Annotated in this window: 17 protein-coding genes; 15 read left to right on the top strand and 2 right to left on the bottom strand. The window is 68.4% G+C overall.

Annotation, left to right across the window (positions count from 1 at the left end):
* Positions 1-220: hypothetical protein (locus G406_RS57875; RefSeq protein WP_037078122.1), on the top strand; the 220-nt coding region annotated here is incomplete at its 5' end.
* Between the two features lie 277 nt (positions 221-497).
* Positions 498-1,916, top strand: a complete 1,419-nt coding sequence (gene purB / locus G406_RS0122985; protein ID WP_028935584.1) for an adenylosuccinate lyase — start codon at positions 498-500, stop codon at positions 1,914-1,916.
* A 228-nt stretch (positions 1,917-2,144) separates the two neighbouring features.
* Here the strand turns inward: purB and G406_RS0122990 are convergent, their stop codons facing one another.
* Positions 2,145-3,113 (bottom strand): helix-turn-helix domain-containing protein, encoded by a 969-nt coding sequence (locus tag G406_RS0122990; protein ID WP_028935585.1) that lies wholly within the window; start codon positions 3,111-3,113, stop codon positions 2,145-2,147.
* Positions 3,114-3,199: 86 nt separating this feature from the next.
* Between G406_RS0122990 and G406_RS0122995 the strand changes: the two genes are divergently transcribed.
* The 8 genes from G406_RS0122995 (at position 3,200) to G406_RS0123030 (ending at position 9,421) form a co-directional block, all read left to right on the top strand.
* Positions 3,200-3,418, top strand: coding sequence for a hypothetical protein (locus G406_RS0122995; RefSeq protein ID WP_028935586.1), 219 nt, complete (start codon positions 3,200-3,202; stop codon positions 3,416-3,418).
* Between the two features lie 27 nt (positions 3,419-3,445).
* Entirely contained in the window at positions 3,446-4,279 is an 834-nt protein-coding gene (locus G406_RS0123000; protein ID WP_028935587.1) for a phosphoribosylaminoimidazolesuccinocarboxamide synthase, read from the top strand.
* A 122-nt stretch (positions 4,280-4,401) separates the two neighbouring features.
* Entirely contained in the window at positions 4,402-5,151 is a 750-nt protein-coding gene (locus tag G406_RS0123005; RefSeq protein ID WP_051342545.1) for a DUF2334 domain-containing protein, read from the top strand.
* Between the two features lie 32 nt (positions 5,152-5,183).
* Complete coding sequence (purS, locus tag G406_RS0123010; RefSeq protein WP_028935589.1) at positions 5,184-5,435, top strand: phosphoribosylformylglycinamidine synthase subunit PurS; 252 nt, start codon at positions 5,184-5,186, stop codon at positions 5,433-5,435.
* Positions 5,432-6,109 (top strand): phosphoribosylformylglycinamidine synthase subunit PurQ, encoded by a 678-nt coding sequence (gene purQ, locus G406_RS0123015; RefSeq protein WP_028935590.1) that lies wholly within the window; start codon positions 5,432-5,434, stop codon positions 6,107-6,109. Before purS ends, purQ begins: the two co-directional genes overlap by 4 nt.
* Positions 6,110-6,165: 56 nt before the next feature.
* Complete coding sequence (locus tag G406_RS49160) at positions 6,166-7,368, top strand: PP2C family protein-serine/threonine phosphatase (protein ID WP_037078128.1); 1,203 nt, start codon at positions 6,166-6,168, stop codon at positions 7,366-7,368.
* Positions 7,368-8,978 carry a sensor histidine kinase gene (locus G406_RS49165; protein ID WP_051342547.1) on the top strand — a complete coding sequence of 537 codons (1,611 nt, stop codon included), beginning with the start codon at positions 7,368-7,370 and terminating at the stop codon, positions 8,976-8,978. Before G406_RS49160 ends, G406_RS49165 begins: the two co-directional genes overlap by 1 nt.
* Positions 8,975-9,421, top strand: coding sequence for a response regulator (locus G406_RS0123030; protein WP_028935591.1), 447 nt, complete (start codon positions 8,975-8,977; stop codon positions 9,419-9,421). Before G406_RS49165 ends, G406_RS0123030 begins: the two co-directional genes overlap by 4 nt.
* A 547-nt stretch (positions 9,422-9,968) precedes the next feature.
* On the opposite strand, the gene G406_RS0123035 is transcribed toward G406_RS0123030, so the two are convergent.
* The gene (locus G406_RS0123035) at positions 9,969-10,625 is read right to left on the bottom strand and encodes an HAD family hydrolase (RefSeq protein WP_028935592.1); all 657 of its coding nucleotides are present in this window, start codon (positions 10,623-10,625) and stop codon (positions 9,969-9,971) included.
* Positions 10,626-10,782: 157 nt separating this feature from the next.
* Between G406_RS0123035 and G406_RS0123040 the strand changes: the two genes are divergently transcribed.
* The 5 genes from G406_RS0123040 to G406_RS0123060 all read left to right on the top strand — a co-directional run.
* Positions 10,783-11,994, top strand: a complete 1,212-nt coding sequence (locus tag G406_RS0123040) for an ABC transporter permease (RefSeq protein WP_028935593.1) — start codon at positions 10,783-10,785, stop codon at positions 11,992-11,994.
* 232 nt (positions 11,995-12,226) lie between these two features.
* The gene (gene purL, locus G406_RS0123045; RefSeq protein ID WP_028935594.1) at positions 12,227-14,512 is read left to right on the top strand and encodes a phosphoribosylformylglycinamidine synthase subunit PurL; all 2,286 of its coding nucleotides are present in this window, start codon (positions 12,227-12,229) and stop codon (positions 14,510-14,512) included.
* A gap of 195 nt (positions 14,513-14,707) precedes the next feature.
* On the top strand, positions 14,708-15,397 hold the full coding sequence (locus G406_RS0123050) for an ABC transporter ATP-binding protein (RefSeq protein WP_028935595.1): 690 nt from the start codon (positions 14,708-14,710) through the stop codon (positions 15,395-15,397).
* Positions 15,394-16,611 (top strand): ABC transporter permease, encoded by a 1,218-nt coding sequence (locus G406_RS0123055; protein ID WP_028935596.1) that lies wholly within the window; start codon positions 15,394-15,396, stop codon positions 16,609-16,611. The genes G406_RS0123050 and G406_RS0123055 overlap by 4 nt, the downstream gene beginning before the upstream one ends.
* A gap of 208 nt (positions 16,612-16,819) precedes the next feature.
* On the top strand, positions 16,820-17,985 hold a 1,166-nt coding region (locus tag G406_RS0123060), incomplete at its 3' end, for an HlyD family secretion protein (RefSeq protein ID WP_169736766.1).

The following is a 17,985-nucleotide window of genomic DNA, read 5'->3' on the forward strand; positions in this document are numbered from 1 at the left end:
CGTCACCGACGGCGCCGCCAGCGGCACGCTGCGGGTGCTGCTCTCCCCGAACGGCGGCGGAATGACCATCCAGCGTGGCCACGGCGGATCGATCATCACGACCTCGACCAGCACCGAGAGCGGAGGCTCGTTGTCCCTCTCGGCCATCTCGGACTCGGGCCCAGCCCCCTACGGCAAACGCATCAACCAGTTGGCCCACACCCTCGCCGACCAGAACTGAGGCCGGCCCTTCGCGCGTCCAAGTTTCCGGTCGGGACCCCTCGTCGGCTTCGCCTCGAGGGGTCCGCGACCGGAAACTTACGGCGGCTTCGCCGGTCGCTTCGCTCCGGCTTCGCTGCCGTCGCTGACGCGCGGCTGTCTGGTCGCGTTCTGCTTCGCCTGGTGCGTTCTTTGCAGTGCTTCGCACTGAACCCCCTACGGGGAGACTTGCGGAGCCGGTTGGGTGCCTGATCTGTCCCTGTTTGGACGCGCGAGGGCCAGCCAGTAGCCTAAATCCAGTGATCCCTAATGTGCTGGCCAACCGCTACGCGAGCGCCGAGCTGGCGCACCTGTTCTCTCCCGAACACAAGATCGTGCTGGAGCGTCAGCTCTGGATCGCGGTGTTGCGGGCCCAGCGGGAGCTGGGCATCGACGTTCCCGAGCAGGCGATCGCCGACTACGAGCGGGTCGTCGAGCAGGTCGACCTCGCCTCCATCGCCGCCCGCGAGCGCGTCACCCGCCACGACGTCAAGGCGCGCATCGAAGAGTTCAACGCCCTCGCCGGTCACGAGCACGTCCACAAGGGGCTGACCAGCCGGGACCTGACCGAGAACGTCGAGCAGTCGCAGGTCCGCGCGGCGCTGGTCCACCTGTCCGACCGGACCGTGGCGATCCTCGCCCGGCTGGCCCGCCGCGCCGGCGAGTACCGCGAGCTGGTGATGGCCGGACGCAGCCACAACGTCGCGGCGCAGGCCACCACGCTGGGCAAACGCTTCGCCAGCGCCGCCGACGAGCTGCTGGTCGCGCATCGGCGACTGGCCGAGCTGATCGACCGTTACCCGCTGCGCGGCATCAAGGGCCCGGTCGGCACCGGCCAGGACATGCTGGACCTGCTCGACGGCGACCCGGGCAAGCTCGCCGAGCTGGAGCGTCGCGTCGCCACCCACCTCGGGTTCAGCGAGGTGCTGACCAGCGTCGGCCAGGTCTACCCGCGCTCGCTGGACTACGACGTCATCACCACGCTGGTGCAGCTGACCGCCGGGCCGTCGAGCCTCGCCACGACGATCCGGCTGATGGCCGGCCAGGAGCTGGTGACCGAAGGTTTCCAGCCGGGCCAGGTCGGTTCGTCCGCGATGCCGCACAAGATGAACACCCGGTCCTGCGAGCGCGTCAACGGGCTGGCGATCGTGCTGCGCGGCTACGCCTCGATGGTCGGTGAGCTGTCCGGCAACCAGTGGAACGAGGGCGATGTGTCCTGCTCGGTGGTGCGCAGGGTCGCGCTGCCGGATGCGTTCTTCGCCGTCGACGGGCTGATCGAGACGTTCCTGACCGTGCTCGACGAGTTCGGCGCCTATCCCGCCGTGGTGGCCCGTGAGCTGGACCGTTACCTGCCGTTCCTGGCCACGACGAGCGTCCTGATGGCCGCGGTGCGGGCGGGTGTCGGCCGGGAGACCGCGCACGAGGCGATCAAGGAGCACGCGGTGGCGGTCGCGCTGGCGATGCGCGAGACCGGCCAGGCGGAGAACGACCTGCCGGCGCGGCTAGCTGCCGACCCGCGCCTCGGTCTGCCCGCCGGCACGTTGGACGGCCTGCTGGACAACCCACTGCGCTTCACCGGCGCCGCCGCCGCACAGGTGGACGACGTGATCGCCAGGGTGAACGAGCTGGTGAAGGCCAACCCCGACGCCGCCGCCTACTCCCCAGGGGCAATTCTGTAGTCCGTCACCGCCGAAGGCGCCCCAGGCCAACGGCTGGCCCGACCACGGCTAAGTCGGCTCCGCGAGTCTCCGAAGGAGTTCCGGCGAAGGCCGGCGTAGTGAATGTCCGCACCCAGGCTCCCCAGCCGGACGGCGGCTCCCAAGGCAACAACAAGCGCGCGCTCAACCGAGGAACGAGGTTTGTTTTTCTGGGAGTACCCCAGCGAGCGTTTACGCGAGCCGGGGTGGTCACAGAAAAACTCCGCGCGGACCAGGCCCAAAGGACCGGCGGTAGTCGGTGGGGGTCACGCCCACCGTTCGCTGGAAGTGGTGGCGGAGCAGCGCTGAGGTGCCGAAGCCGCACTCGCGGGCCACCTCGTCGACCGACAGCTGCGTCTGTTCCAGCAGTCGACGGGCGTGCTGGACGCGTTGCAGGGACAGCCAGCGCACGGGGGTGGTGCCGGTCTCGGCGACGAAGCGGCGGGCGAAGGTGCGCATCGACATGCTGGCGCGGTGTGCGAGGTCGGCGATGCTGTGGTCGTCGGCGAGGTTGCCGAGCAGCCAGGTCAGCACGGGTTCCATGCTGTCGCCGGAGCACTCGGGCACGGGCTGTTCGATGTACTGGCGCTGGCCGCCGTCGCGTTGCGGCGGGACGACCATCCGGCGGGCGATCGCGGTGGCGACCTGGGCGCCCAGCTCCCGGCGGACCAGGTGCAGGCAGGCGTCGATGCCGGATGCGGTGCCGGCGCTGGTGATGATGTCGCCGTCGTCGACGAACAGGACGTCGGGGTCGATGCGCAGGTCGGGGAAGCGCTGCGCCAGGTCGTCGACGTGGCGCCAGTGCGTGGTGCACGGTCGGCCGTCGAGGAGTCCGGCGGCGGCGAGCAGGAAGGCTCCGCTGCACACCGACAGCAGGGTGGCGCCTCGGGCGGAGGCGGTACGCAGGGCGTCGAGGACGGCCGGTGGGTACTCCTCGCGGATCCGGCAGGCCGGTATGCAGATGAGGTCGGCGTCGAGCAGGGCGTCGAGGCCGAACTCGGGGGTGAGGGAGGCGCCGACGTTGGTGCGGACCGGCCGCCCGGCGTGTTCGCCGCAGACCCGGAAGTCGAACGGCGGCACGCCGTCCTCGGTGCGGTCGATGCCGAAGACCTCGCAGATCACGCCGAACTCGAACGGGGCGAGGTCGTCCACGACGATGGACGCAACGGTGCGCAGCACGTCCGTACAATAGCTGGCAGTATTTTGATGCACAATGCCCGTCCTGCCACTGGTGGCAGGAAATTGTTCGAAGCACCATTAGTGCCATGACATCGCTGCTGCTCACACTGGTCGTCTTCGGTCTCATCGTCTACGCGCTGCAACGCAACCACGAGCGCCACGCGCCCTTCTACGACCGGCTCTACGGCTGGGTCGACGTCGAGGACCGCGACGCCGCGCGATTCCGCGCCGACCTGCGCGCGGCCCGCGACCGGCAGCGGCGCACGCCCGACGCCGAGCGGCCGACTATCGTGGCCGTCAACTAACGGGACACGAATCGGGAGAAACCGCCGGTGGAGCTGTTGCACTCGGGCAAGGTGCGCGACATCTATTCCGACCGGGGCGACATCGTGCTCGTCGCGTCCGACCGGATCTCGGTGTACGACGTGATCCTGCCGACCCCGGTGCCGGACAAGGGCGCGCTGCTCACCCAGCTCTCGCTGTGGTGGTTCGGCAAGACCGCCGACGTCGTGGACAACCACGTCATCTCCGCCGAGGACGTGCCGGCCGAGGTGGCCGGCCGGGCGATCCGCTGCCGACGTCTCGAGATGCTGCCGGTCGAATGCGTGGCCAGGGGATACCTGACCGGCTCCGGGCTCGTCGACTACCGGCGCACCGGGGCGGTGTCCGGGGTCGAGCTGCCCGAGGGCCTCGTCGACGGGTCGAAGCTGCCCGAGCCGATCTTCACCCCCAGCTCGAAGGCCCCGGCCGGCCAGCACGACGAGGCCATCACGTTCGACGACGTGGTGGCACTGCTCGGCGCCGACACCGCGAACCAGCTGCGCACCGCCACGCTGGAGCTCTACCAGCGCGGTGCCGCGCTCGCCGAGGCCAACGGCATCCTGATGGCCGACACCAAGTTCGAGTTCGGCCGCGCCGCCGACGGGTCGCTCGTGCTCGGTGACGAGATCTTCACCTCCGACTCGTCCCGCTACTGGCCCGCCGATCGGTGGGAGCCGGGCCACTCGCAGTTCTCGTTCGACAAGCAGATCGTGCGGGACTGGGCGGCAGGTACCGGGTGGGACAAGACGGCGCCGGGACCCGAGGTGCCCGCCGAGATCATCGAGCTGGCCCGGTCCCGCTACGTCGAGCTGTACGAACGCGTCACCGGCCAGACCTGGGCCTGAACACCCGTGAGTGCCGCGGCCGCTCATAGGCGGCCGCGGCACTCACGGCTTTCACAGGGCTTTTACTCGGTTGCCACACCGAGGTCAGACGGCGGACATGCGGATACGGCCTGATAGAGCATGTGACCGCAACGCTGATCGTGTCCGTATCGATAGCCGGGTCCGAATCCGACCTGGGTGCCTGCTCCGAGTTCGGCACCCAGCTCGACGCCCGCCTGGTGCCGGCGTCCTGGCTGCTCCCTCCCCGACCCGCCGGGGGCTGGCACCACCCGGACTCGCCGGTCATCGGTTGGCTGCGCAGCCGTGTCCAGATCGGTGACGCGCTCGTGCTGCACGGCTTCAACCACAGCGTCGTCCCGGCAGGCACCCGCCTGGGCCGTCGCGCGGAGTTCGCGGTGCTGCCCAGTCACGAGGCGACCCTGCGGATCATCGCCGCGACGAGGACCATGGAGCACCTCGGTCTGCCGTCCGACGTGTTCGCGCCGCCACGCTGGCTCGCCTCCTCCGGCACGCTCGTCGCGCTGCGCAAGCGCGGGTTCCGCGTATGTGCGGACGGCGCGGGCGTCCGGTTGCTCGACGGCTCGGACCGGATGCTGCGCGGCCGGGTGCTCACCTCGGCGGGCAGCCTCGCCGCGCTGCCGGACAACGCGGACGCCTGGCGGCAGCGCTCCCAGACCGCGTCGCTGATCAGGACGGCCGTGCGCACCGCGCGCCGGGGCGGGCTGGTCCGGATCGCGGCCGACGCCGCCGAGCTGACCAACCCGGCGACCCGGCGGGTCCTGCTGGCCACGATCGACGCCGCGCTGGCCGAGGGCGCCCTGCCCGCGACCTACCGGCTGCCCATCCCGGACCCGGCCCCGCTGTCCGCGTAGGGGTGAACCGGATCACCGTTTAAGCTTGAGTCATGGCCCGTGTGGTGGTGGACGTCATGCCCAAGTCCGAGATCCTCGACCCGCAGGGTCAGGCGGTGGTCGGTGCGCTGCCCCGGATGGGTTTCTCCGGTGTGCGCGAGGTGCGCCAGGGCAAGCGCTTCGAGCTGGACGTCGAGGACTCGGTCGACGACGCGACGCTCGAGCAGATCGCCAGCACGCTGCTCGCCAACACCGTGATCGAGGACTGGTCGGTCACGCGCCTGCCGGAAAGCGATCAGGCGTGAGCCCCCGCGTCGGGGTCATCACCTTTCCCGGCACGCTGGACGACGTCGACGCCGCCCGTGCGGTACGCAGGGCGGGTGCCGAGGCGGTCGCGCTGTGGCACGCCGACGCGGACCTGCACGGCGTCGACGCGGTCATCGTCCCCGGCGGCTTCTCCTACGGCGACTACCTGCGCGCAGGCGCGATCGCCCGGTTCGCCCCGGTCATGGGACCGGTCATCGAGGCCGCGAGCAAGGGGATGCCGGCGCTGGGCATCTGCAACGGCTTCCAGATCCTGTGCGAGGCGGGTCTGCTGCCCGGCGCGCTGACCCGCAACGCGAAGCTGCGGTTCATCTGCCAGGACCTGGTCCTGCGGGTGGAGAACGCGAGCACCGCGTGGACCTCGGGCTACGAGCAGGGCCAGCGCATCCTGGTGCCGCTCAAGTCAGGCGAGGGCTGTTACACGGCTGAGCAGCACACCCTCGACGAGCTGGAGGGCGAGGGCAGGGTCGTGTTCCGCTACGACTCGCCCGCGCCGAACGGCGCGAGCCGCGACATCGCCGGGGTGTCCTCGGCGAACGGCCGGATCGTCGGTCTCATGCCGCACCCGGAGCATGCGATCGACGCGGCTACCGGGCCATCGGCCGAGGGTCTCGGTATCTTCACGTCGCTGGTGGGTCAGCTCGTCGCGTCCTGATCGAGTCCGGCGGTGTGGGTTCTAGAATCCGCGCACTCGGACTTAAGGAGGTGGTCGTGGCTGGTCCGCGGGTCCTGCTGGTCGAGGACGACCCCGGTGACGTCTTCCTGGTCCGTGAGCTGCTCGCCGAGGTGTCCTCGCCGATCGAGCTGACCGTCGCGGCCACCGTCGCCGAAGCCATTGAGGTCGGTCTCGCCACCGTCGACTGTGTCCTGCTCGATCTGCAGCTGCCGGATCACAACAAGAACCCGGACCGGCTCGACGGCCTGCGCACCCTGCGCGCGAAGGCGCCGGAGAACTGCGCGATCTGCGTGCTCACCGGCCTGGACGACGAGGCGACGGGTGCGGCCGCGATGGCCGAGGGCGCGCAGGACTACCTGATCAAGGGCGCGGTGGACGGCCAGCTGCTGACCCGCTCGGTGCGCTACTCGGTGGAGCGGCGCCGCGCGGAACGCAACGCGGTCCGGCTGCGCGCGGCCCAGCTCGAACAGGCCGCGTCGGCGCGCGTCGAGCGCGGACTGCTGCCCCGGTTGCTGTTGGACGGCAGTTTCGTCGCCGCGCACCGGTTCTACCGCCCCGGACGGCGCAGCTCGGTCCTCGGTGGCGACTTCTACGACGCGCTGCGCTGCCCGGACGGTTCGGTGCACGCGATCGTCGGTGACGTCAGTGGCCACGGCCCTGACGAGGCGGCGCTGGGTGCGCTGCTGCGGGTGTCCTGGCGGGCGTTGGTGCTCAGCGGGGTCGGCGAGCCGGAGGTGCTGCCGGCGTTGCAGATGGTGTTCAACAGCGAGAAGCACACCAGCGCGCTGTTCACCACGGTGTGCACGGTCGCGCTGTTCGGCGAGGACACCGGGGAGGAGGAGGGCGCCGTGCTCGGCCGGACGCAGGCCCGGCTCCGGGTGGCCGGCCATCCGCCACCGGTCCTGCGCGCGCCGGGCCCGGTGGAGCTCGACTATCGCCTCGGACCTCCGCTGGGGGTGTTGCCGGACGCCGAGTGGCCCGCGGTGACCAGCGAGCTCCCGGACGGCTGGGAGCTGATGATGTACAGCGACGGTCTGATCGAGGGCCACAGCGGCGGGTTCGGGGACACCGACCCGGGGGACCGGCTGTGGACCGACGGGTTGCTGTCGTTGCTGGAGCGTCACCGCGACAGTGACCTGGCCAGTCTCGCCGGTCGGCTGGTCGAGCACGCCGAAGAACTCAACGGCGGCCCGCTGGTCGACGACGTGGCCATCCTGTTGCTGACCGGCGCCACCTGATGTTCCTGGCTGATCTCACCCTGACCCGGCGCGCGTCGCTGCTGGTCGGCGCCGGTGCGGTGGGGGTGCTGGCGGCCCTGCTGGCGCTGTTCCCGGTCACCGGGAGCAACGCGGCGGCCGTCGACGAGCTGCTCGATCACGCCAGCCCCGCCCGCCGGACCGCGGCCGAGATCCTGACCACGCTGGTCGAGGAGCAGAACGCGGTGCGTGGCTTCGCGCTGACCGGGAGCCCCGCGCAGCGCTCGGCGTACGAGCAGGCGCGGGCCCGCCAGGACGTCGACGTCGCCGCGTTGCGCGAGGTGCTGGTGGAGGACGACACGACCGCCACCGACCAGATGCGGCGGCTGCTCGGCGACATCCAGACCTGGCGCGCGCACGGCGCCGATCCGCTGCTGAACGCCAGCGCCACGCAGGGCCCCAGACCGGCCGGGGACCCGATCTACCTGATCGAGGAGCAGAGCTTCAGCGTCGCGCTCGAATCGGCGAAACAGCTGGTCAACACCCTGGATGCGCACCGGGAAGACGTGGTGGCCCGGCTGCGCCGCTCGCGTGACGTCGAGTTCCTGGTGCTGATCGGCGGCGGCCTGTTCGCCGCGACCGCCGGCACGCTGACGATCCTGCTGCTGCGTCGCTGGGTGATCCGTCCGATCGTCAGGCTGGCCGCCGACTCCCGCATGGTCGCCGACGGCGACCACAGCCACGAGGTCAGCGTTCCCGCCGGTCCGCCGGAGCTGGCCGACGTCGCCGCCGACGTGGAACGCATGCGCAGCCGGATCGTCAGCGAATTGAGCTCGCTGGCGGCGAGCCAGGCCCAGCTGCGCGCCACCCAGGAGGAACTGCAGAGCCAGGCCGTCGACCTGATGCGCTCCAACCGCGACCTGGAACAGTTCGCCTACGTCGCCTCGCACGACCTGCAGGAGCCGTTGCGCAAAGTCGCCGGATTCGTGCAGCTGCTGCAGCGCCGCTACGCCGGCCAGCTGGACGACCGGGCCGACCAGTACATCGAGTTCGCGGTGGACGGCGCCCAGCGGATGCAGCAGCTGATCAGCGAGTTGCTGGCGTTCTCCAGGGTGGGCCGTTCCGACCGGGCGCTGACCGACGTGTCGCTCCAGGAGGTGGCCGAGGCCGCCGTCGGCGAGCTGGAGCTGGCGAGGGAAGAGGCCGGCGCACGCATCGTGATCGGTACGCTACCCACGGTCCACGGCGACCCGGTCCTGCTCCGTCCACTGCTGATGAACCTCATCGGCAACGCGGTGAAGTTCCGCCGCCCGGACGTGCCGGCCGAGGTGGTCGTCGACGCGGTCCCGGACCGGTTCGGCTGGCAGATCAGCGTGCGGGACAACGGCATCGGCATCAAACCCGAGTTTCAGGACAAGGTGTTTGTGCTATTCCAGAGGTTGCACGGAAAGGGTGACTACCCCGGCACGGGCATCGGGCTGGCACTCGCCAAACGGATCGTCGAGTTCCACGGCGGAAGGATCTGGCTGGACACCGAACGGACGGACGGAACGACCATCAGGTTCACTCTGCCCAGCATCGAACCCAGCATCGAACCCCACACCGAACGCAGCATCGACGAGCCCAGTAGCGATCAGGAGCGCACACCATGACCAAGACCTCTCCTCCTAAGCCGAGGGCGATCAAGGTCTTGCTGATCGAGGACGACGAGGGCGACGTGGTCCTGACCCGAGAGGCGTTCGAGGAGTACCTGCACAACCGTCTCGACGTGGTGAACGACGGCAACAACGCGCTCGCCTACCTGCGCCGCGAGCCGCCCTACACCGATGCCCCCACCCCTGACCTGGTGCTGCTGGACCTGAACCTGCCCGGCCGGGACGGGCGAGAGGTACTGGGCGAGATCAAGTCGGACGCGGCTCTGGCGCACATCCCGGTGGTGGTACTGACGACGTCGGCGGCGGACGAGGACGTCCTGCGCAGCTACCAGCTGCACGCCAACGCCTTCGTGACGAAACCGGTGGACCTGGACGGCTTCATCGCCGCGATCCGCCAGATCGACCACTTCTTCGTGTCAGTGGTCCGCCTGCCGTCCTGATTGCCTGTTCTCGCGCGCCATCGTTCCCGGAAGGCCCTCCGGGCCGACCGGGAACGATCCAGGCGGCGGGCCCTGGCGGGCCCGCTGCCTGGGTTTTTTTCTCGCGGGCCCCTCAACCCTTCGGGCTGAGGGGCCCACTCGGAAAAATGTCGCCTTCGGCGACGCGCGCGCTTGTGGTCCCCCTGGGAGCCGCCCCTCATGCACTACCAGCCTGCGGCGGAACCCCTCCGGGCGCCTCTGCGGGGCCACCCGCGCACCGTGCCTCGCCACATTCCCGGTGCAAGCAAGGACCCGTGAGTGTTTTGGGCTGCCAGGGCAACCCAAAACACTCACGGGTCCCGTATCCGGCTGCGGGTGCTCATGCGTCTTGAAAGTTGGCTCCGCGAGTCTCCGAAGGAGTTCCGGCGAAGGCCGGGCAGTGAATGTCAGCGACCACCCACCCAGCTAACAGGGCGGCACTTGGGGTTCCCCCAAGCGCGCGGTTGGGCGAGTCCTCGAGCCTTTTTTCTGGGAGTACCCCAGCGAGCGTTTACGCGAGCCGGGGTGGTCACAGAAAAATATCGCGCGGAACAGGCCCAACAGAACAGTCCGCGAGGTGGTCCACCACCGGGAGGCCGGTTGCCTCCAGAGCCGACCGCTCGTGGGCGCCGCCGTTGTACAGGACGCATGCGGCTCCGACAGCGGTTGCGGCCGCGGCGTCGTCCAGGCTGTCGCCGACGAGCAGCACCTCGGGGCCGGTGAGACCGAGAGCCGCCAGGTGCTTCTCCAGATGGACCTGCTTCTGGCCACCACCCGCGCCGAGGAGCCCGTCGATCCGGACGAACTCCGACGCGATCCCGTGCGACGAGACCAGCGGCAGCAGCCGGTCGTGGCGGAACATCGACAGCAGCGACTGCGTGCCGCCGAGGGCCCGCCATCCGGAGAGGACCTCGGCCGCGCCCGTGGCCAGGGGCGCGTCCCGCAGCGCGCGCTGGTAGGCCTCGTGGAACCCGTCGTTCATGGCCTCGAGCTCGGTGTCGGAGAACGACATCCCCCACAGCCGCCGGTAGAACTCGCTGATCGGCCGCGTGTACGCCGCGCGGTACTGCGACAGCGTGACCGGGGGTAGCCCACGAGCCTGAAACAGCTCGCAGGACGCCCGGTAGACGACGTCCCCGTCGTCGAGCAGCGTGCCGTTCCAGTCCCACACGATGTGTCCGACCATGCACCCATCTTGAGGCGTGGCCCACTTCGGTGAATGCCCAGGTAACGATCCAACACCTTGGGACTATGTGCCCACGTAGTTTGGTGGTAATACACGTGCGCTCGCCGACCGCTCTCAGCGATGCTTGACGCGCGGACGACCAGGATGGACACACCCGATGAATCTGAAAGAGACGCTCACCATCGCGGGGCGCAGCCTGCGGGCCAACAAACTGCGATCGGCGCTGACCACGGTGGGCATCGTGATCGGCGTGACGGCGGTGATCGTCCTGGTCGGGCTCGGCGACGGGATGAAGGCCGGCTTCAGCAAGACCTTCGGCGCGCTGGCCACCGCGGTCATCGTGACGAAGGTCGAGGGGTCGGTGCCCGGTGGCGGCGCGCCCAAGGACCTGAAGGACGGTGACATCGAGGCGCTGCGCAAAGCGCCGGCGATCGGTTCGGTGATCCCGCAGCTGACCGGCACCGGGATCGTCCAGCACGGCCCTGGCACGCAGTTCAAGTCCACGGTCACCGGTTCCACCGTCGACTACCTGTCGGTGAGCAACCGTGAGCTGACCTCCGGTGCGATGTTCACCGAGGAGGACTACAAGAAGCGCGCCCAGGTGACGCTGCTCGGCCCGGAGGTGGTGACGAACCTCTTCGGTGGCGACCCGATGGCGGCGCTCGGCCAGACGGTGCGCATCGGCCGGAACAACTTCAAGGTCGTCGGCACGTTGAAGTCCGACGGAAACTCCGACGACGCCGCGCTCATGCCGCTCACCACGGCACGTGCCTACCTGTTGGGCGGCACCGACACGATCACCGGCGCCGCGGCGAAGGCCAAGTCGGTGCAGGACGTGCCGGCGGCGGTCGACCAGATCACGAAGATCCTGTCCGAACGGCACAACATCTCGGATCCGGCCAAGGAAGACTTCAAGGTCACCGCGCTGCAGAACCAGCTGGACCAGATCAACCAGTTCATGGGCTTCATGACGATGTTCATCGTGGCGGTCGCCGGTATCTCGTTGCTGGTCGGCGCGATCGGTGTCGCGAACATCATGCTGGTGTCGGTGACCGAGCGGACCAGGGAGATCGGGATCCGCAAGGCGATCGGGGCCAGACGCAGCACGATCCTGAAGCAGTTCCTGATCGAGTCGACCGTGCTGGCCGGGCTCGGCGGGATGGTGGGGATCGCGTTCGGCGTCGGCATCGTGCTGGCCGGTGCCGCGATCATCCCGAAGCTGACGCAGGACTTCGGGCCGCCGCAGGTGTCGATCCCGGCGATCGCGGTGGCGTTCATCGTCAGTCTGATGATCGGCCTGATCGCCGGCGGGTACCCGGCGTTCCGCGCCGCCCGTCTGCAGCCGATCGAGGCCCTGCGCTTCCAGTAGGGGCAACCCCTCGTGAGTAGCGAGGCCGTTGGAGTCGGGTGTGAGCCGTGGTCCGGACCGCCAAGAAGTTGCACGGCCTCGGGGTCCCCTCGTGAGTGTTGAGGCCGCCTATAGCCGGTCTACGCACTCACGACGGTAAAGCTGTCGTGAGTGCGTAGACCGGCTACGCCTGCGGCGCCCCTTCGGGGTAGACGGCCTCACCACTCACGAGGGGGCACGTATCCTGGGGGGTGTGATCGACAGCGTCGCGCTGGCCGCGAAGACTCCTGATCAGACCCAGCCCTACGCGGAGCTGGGGTTGCGGCCCGAGGAGTACGAGCGCATCCGGGGCATCCTCGGGCGCAGGCCGACCGACGCCGAGCTGGCGATGTACAGCGTCATGTGGAGCGAGCACTGCTCCTACAAGTCCTCCAAGGTGCATCTGCGCTACTTCGGTGAGACGACCACGCCGGAGATGCAGTCGAAGATGCTGGCCGGCATCGGTGAGAACGCCGGTGTCGTCGACATCGGCGACGGCTGGGCGGTCACGTTCAAGGTCGAGTCGCACAACCACCCGTCCTACGTCGAGCCGCACCAGGGCGCGGCGACCGGTGTCGGCGGCATCGTGCGCGACATCATGGCGATGGGCGCCCGCCCGATCGCGGTTGCGGACCCGTTGCGGTTCGGCCCGGCGGACGCCGAGGACACCGCGCGCGTGCTGCCCGGAGTGGTATCCGGAATTAGTTTCTACGGCAACTGTCTCGGCCTGCCGAACATCGGCGGCGAGGTCGTCTTCGATCAGGTCTACGCGGGTAACCCGCTGGTCAACGCGCTGTGCGTGGGTGTGCTGAAAACTGAGGACCTGCACCTCGCGCACGCTTCCGGCACCGGCAACAAGATCATTCTGTTCGGCGCGCGCACCGGCCTCGACGGCATCGGTGGCGTGTCCGTGCTCGCCAGCGAGACCTTCTCCGGTGACGAGTCCGGCGGCGGCCGCAAGAAGCTGCCCTCGGTCCAGGTGGGCGACCCGTTCACCGAAAAAGTCCTGATCGAATGCTGTCTGGAGCTGTTCCGCGCCGGACTGGTCGTCGGCATTCAGGACCTGGGCGGCGCGGGTCTTTCCTGCGCCACGTCCGAGCTCGCCAGCGCCGGTGACGGCGGCATGCACATCGACCTGGATTCGGTCCCGCTGCGTGCGAGGAACATGACTCCGGCGGAGATTCTCTCCAGCGAATCTCAGGAACGCATGTGTGCGGTCGTGACCCCGGAGAACGTCGACGAGTTCATGCGCGTCTGCGCGAAGTGGGACACTCTATCGACGGTGATCGGGGAGGTCACCGAAGGCGACCGGCTGGTCATCACGTGGCAGGGCGAGACCGTCGTGGACGTTCCGCCACGCACCGTGGCGCACGAGGGCCCGGTGTACAACCGCCCGATCGCGCGCCCGGACAGCCAGGACACGCTCGTCGCGGACGGCACCAAGACCCTCGCCCGCCCGAGCGGGCCGGAGGAGCTGCGCGAGCTGATCCTGACCATGGCGGCCAGTCCGAACCTGTGCAGCCGCGCCTGGGTGACCGACCAGTACGACCGTTACGTACGCGGCAACACCGTCTCCGCGCAGCCGTCGGACTCCGGCATGGTCCGCATCGTCGAGACCGACGGCGTCGAGGGTGGCCGGGGCATCGCGGTGTCCACCGACTGCAACGCCCGGTTCTGCGCGCTCGACCCGTACACCGGCGCCCAGCTGGCACTGGCCGAGGCGTTCCGCAACGTCGCGGTCAGCGGCGCGACCCCGGTCGCGGTGACCGACTGCCTCAACTTCGGCTCGCCGGAGGACCCGGGCGTGATGTGGCAGTTCGAGCAGGCCGTGCACGGCATCGCGGACGGCTGCGCGACCCTCGGCATCCCGGTGACCGGCGGAAACGTCAGTTTCTACAACCAGACCGGCGCCACCGCGATCCACCCGACACCGGTCATCGGCATCCTCGGCGTGATCGACGACGTGACCGACCGGATCCGCACCGGCTTCGGTGCCGTCGGTGACCGCGTGCTGCTGCTCGGCGAGACCCGCGAGGAGCTCGACGGCAGCGAATGGGCAAACGTCGTGCACGGCCATCTGGGTGGCCGGCCGCCCCGCGTCGACCTGGTCGCTGAGCGTGCACTGGCGACGTTCTTGGCGGGGGAGGCCCCCACCGGACGGGTGACGGGCGCGCACGACCTGTCCGAGGGTGGACTGGCTCAGACGCTCGTCGAGTCCGCCGTGATCTCCGGCCTTGGGGCGGAGATCACACTCCCGGCGGGACAGGACCCGTTCGTCGCGCTATTCTCCGAATCCTCAGCAAGAGTGCTGGTCACGGTGCGCCCCGACGCGGTCGGGGACGTCACCCGCCGACTGGCTGAGTCGGGTATCAGCTATACCGACCTCGGGGCGGTCACCGAGGGTAGTCGTGGAGTCATCCTGTCGGGTGTTAACACTCTTGAACTCTCGACGATGGAAGACGCATGGAAGGGCACCTTGCCGAAGATCTTCGGTAACTGAGTGCACTTATCTGCCACGTCGGAGGTCGAAGTTAGCCTCTACTCAGTGACGTGTGCCCCAGCTCGTAACCCCATTCGACCAAGGTCGTTTAGCTAGGTAGTTCGTTTAGCTAGCCATTTGGGTCGAATTGACGTGCCGCGCAGGCGGCGCTTCTTGAGAAGCTGGGTGCGGAAACAGCCCGCACCCGGGGGGAACATGATCGAGCTCGAGAGCGTCACCAAGATTTACCAGATGGGCGAGGTGGAACTCCGCGCCCTGAACAACGTCAGTCTTCGTATCGAGACTGGCGACTTAGTCGCGATCATGGGCCCGTCCGGTTCCGGCAAGAGCACGATGATGAACGTCCTCGGCTGTCTCGACATCCCGACCGACGGCATCTACAAGCTCGACGGAATCGATGTCGGCACCCTGAGCGACAACGAGCTAGCCGAGATTCGTAACCGCAAGATCGGTTTCGTCTTCCAGTCCTTCAACCTGATCCCGCGCACCAGCGCCGTCCGCAACGTCGAGCTGCCGATGGTCTACGCCGGTATCGGCGACCGTCGTTCCAAGGCGACGTGGGCCCTGGAAAAGGTTGGGTTGGGCAACCGTGCCAAGCACATGCCCTCCGAGCTGTCCGGTGGTCAGCAGCAGCGTGTCGCGATCGCTCGGGCCATCGTCACCGACCCGGTGATGATCCTGGCCGACGAGCCGACCGGAAACCTGGACAGCCACTCGACCAACGAGATCATGAAGCTGCTGGTCGAGCTGAACGACAGCGGCCGCACGGTCGTGCTGATCACGCACGAGGACGAGGTCGCGAACTTCGCCAAGCGGATCATCACGCTGCGCGACGGCCAGGTCATCAGTGATCGCGCTCCGGAGAACCGGACGGTGATCGAGTGAACTTCACCGAAGCACTCCAGATCGCGCTGCGCAGCCTCCGGTCCAATCGGCTGCGTTCGGCGCTGACCACGCTCGGCATCGTGATCGGCGTGTCCGCCGTGATCGTGCTGGTCGGCCTCGGCGACGGCATGAAGACCGGCTTCAACAAGTCCTTCGGCGCGCTGGGCACCACGATCATCGTGGCGAAGTCCCAGGGCGCGGTCCCCGGCGGCGGCGCCGCGCGGGACCTCAAGGACGGCGACATCTCCGCGCTGAGCAACCCGAACCAGGCGCCGGACATCGCCAGCGTCACGCCGGTCGCCCAGGGCACCGGCCTGATCAACTACAACCAGGCCCAGTTCCGCGCCGACGTCACGGGCTCGACCGCCGACTACCTGACGGTCAACAACCGCGACATCGTCACCGGCGCGAACTTCACCACCCAGCAGGAGAAGTCCAACGCGAGGGTCGTACTGCTCGGCCCGAACGCGGTGACCAACCTGTTCGGCGGTGACAACGAGTCGGCTGTCGGCAAGACCGTCCGGATCGGCCGTTCCAACTTCAAGGTCCTCGGTGTCCTGAAGTCGGACGGCAGCAACGACAACATCGCCTACATGCCGCTGGACACCGCCCGGTCCTTCCTGCTGGGCGGTGGCGACAACATCACGCAAATGGTGGTGAAGGCAGCGAGCGCCGACCAGGTGGGCGCGGCGGTCGAAGAGATCAACAAAGTGATGGACCAGCGGCACCTCATCAAGGACCCCGGCAAGCGTGACTTCAACGTCACCGCGCTGGGGAACCTGCTGGACCAGGCCAACCAGTTCCTGACGTTCCTGACCCTGTTCACCGTGGCCGTCGCGGGCATCTCGCTCATCGTCGGCGCAATCGGGGTCGCGAACATCATGCTGGTCTCGGTCACCGAACGGACCCGGGAAATCGGAATCCGCAAGGCGATCGGGGCCAGGCGCAGTGCGATCATGAAGCAATTCCTGATCGAGTCGACGATGCTCGCCGGACTTGGCGGTCTGATGGGCATCATCATTGGCGTCGGCGTCACGGTCGCCGCCGCCATCATCCTTCCCCAGGCGGTCCCGAACTTCAGTCCGCCAGAAGTCTCACCCTGGGCGATCATCATCGCGTTCGGAGTGAGTCTGCTCATCGGTGTTGTCGCGGGGGGCTACCCGGCACGCCGAGCATCGAGGCTCCAACCGATCGAGGCGCTTCGATACCAATGACCCACCACATCGCTCCCCAATGTTCGCGGAACAGCGTTGTTCTGCTCCCCACGCGAAAGGCAGGAAGTTCATGACTCGGACGACAGTCCGTGGCGGCCCGGGGGTGCGGGTGGCCGCCGCGGTGTCGCTTGCACTCTTGGTTGCGGGGGTGTCGGCCTGTGGCTCGCCGACGACCGCCCCTCCGACCGCGAAGGTGCAACGCGGCACGGTGGCCAACATGGTGTCGGCATCCGGTGCGCTCGCGCCGGTGACCTCACAGAACCTGGGCTTCTCGAAGGGTTCCAAGCTGGTCGAGCTCAACGTCCGGGTTGGCGATGTCGTCAAGCCGGGCCAGCTGCTGGCCCGTGAGGACGACTTCGGCTTCCAGCAGACCCTCGCCAAGCAGAAGGCCACGCTGGACGGCGCCCAGGCCAACCTGGACAAGGCGACCAACAGCCCCCTGGCCGACGGCACTCAGCGTGCCGCTGACCAGGCCCAGGTGGTCTACGACAAGGCGCAGAAGGTCTACGACAAGACCGTCGACCTGACTCATAAGCAACTTGATCAGGCTCGCAAGACCTACAGGATCGCGGCGAAGACGTTCAACGCGGCCCGCGAGACGTATGAGAGCAAGTGTCCGAACGGCAGCACCCCATCGGCAGCGGTGTCTGAGGATCCGGATAGCGCAACCGATGACCCGATGAGTGACGCGACTAGCTCAACGGGCGCTGACTCGGCGGCTAGTTCGACTTCGGGCTCGGGCGGTCTCCTGGACTCTGTTGGCGGCGCTGTTGGAGCTTGCACCGCTGATGACGTGAGCGCGTACAACGCCGCGAAGAACACGTACGTGCAAGCCCGCGCCACCTATAAGACGGCCAAGAAGCAGGGCGACCTGGCTATCGCCAACGCTCAGCTCAGCCGTGAGGCTGCACAGCAGACCAAGATCGGTGCCGAGAACACCGCCGACATCAACAACTCTGACCGTCCGTCGCTGATCGCGGCGGCAGCGGCTTCGGTTGCGTCGGCTCAGGCGGATGTTGCGGCGGCGCAGCGGGATGTGGACAACACCCTGTTGTACGCGCCGGTCGGCGGTACGGTCTCGACGATCACCGGTACGGTCGGCGAGTACATGGCCAGCACGTCGAACGGCAACACCTCGGCGTTGGCGCCGGGTTCTGCCGCCGCGATTCCCGGTGTGGGTGCGGCGGCGACGTCGGATGCGTCGGGTAACGCGTCGTCGGGTCTGTCGGCCACCCGCCCGGGTGGTGGCGCGTTCATCTCGCTGAACAACCTTTCCACGTTCCAGGTTGTTGTTCCGTTCGAGGAGTCGGACGCGGCGAAGGTGCAGCCGAACCAGAAGGTGGAGGTCACCTTCGACGCGGTTCCGGATCTGAC

This window comes from Actinospineispora spinosispora DSM 44797 (assembly GCF_000429025.1).
Lineage (GTDB): Bacteria > Actinomycetota > Actinomycetes > Mycobacteriales > Pseudonocardiaceae > Pseudonocardia > Pseudonocardia spinosispora.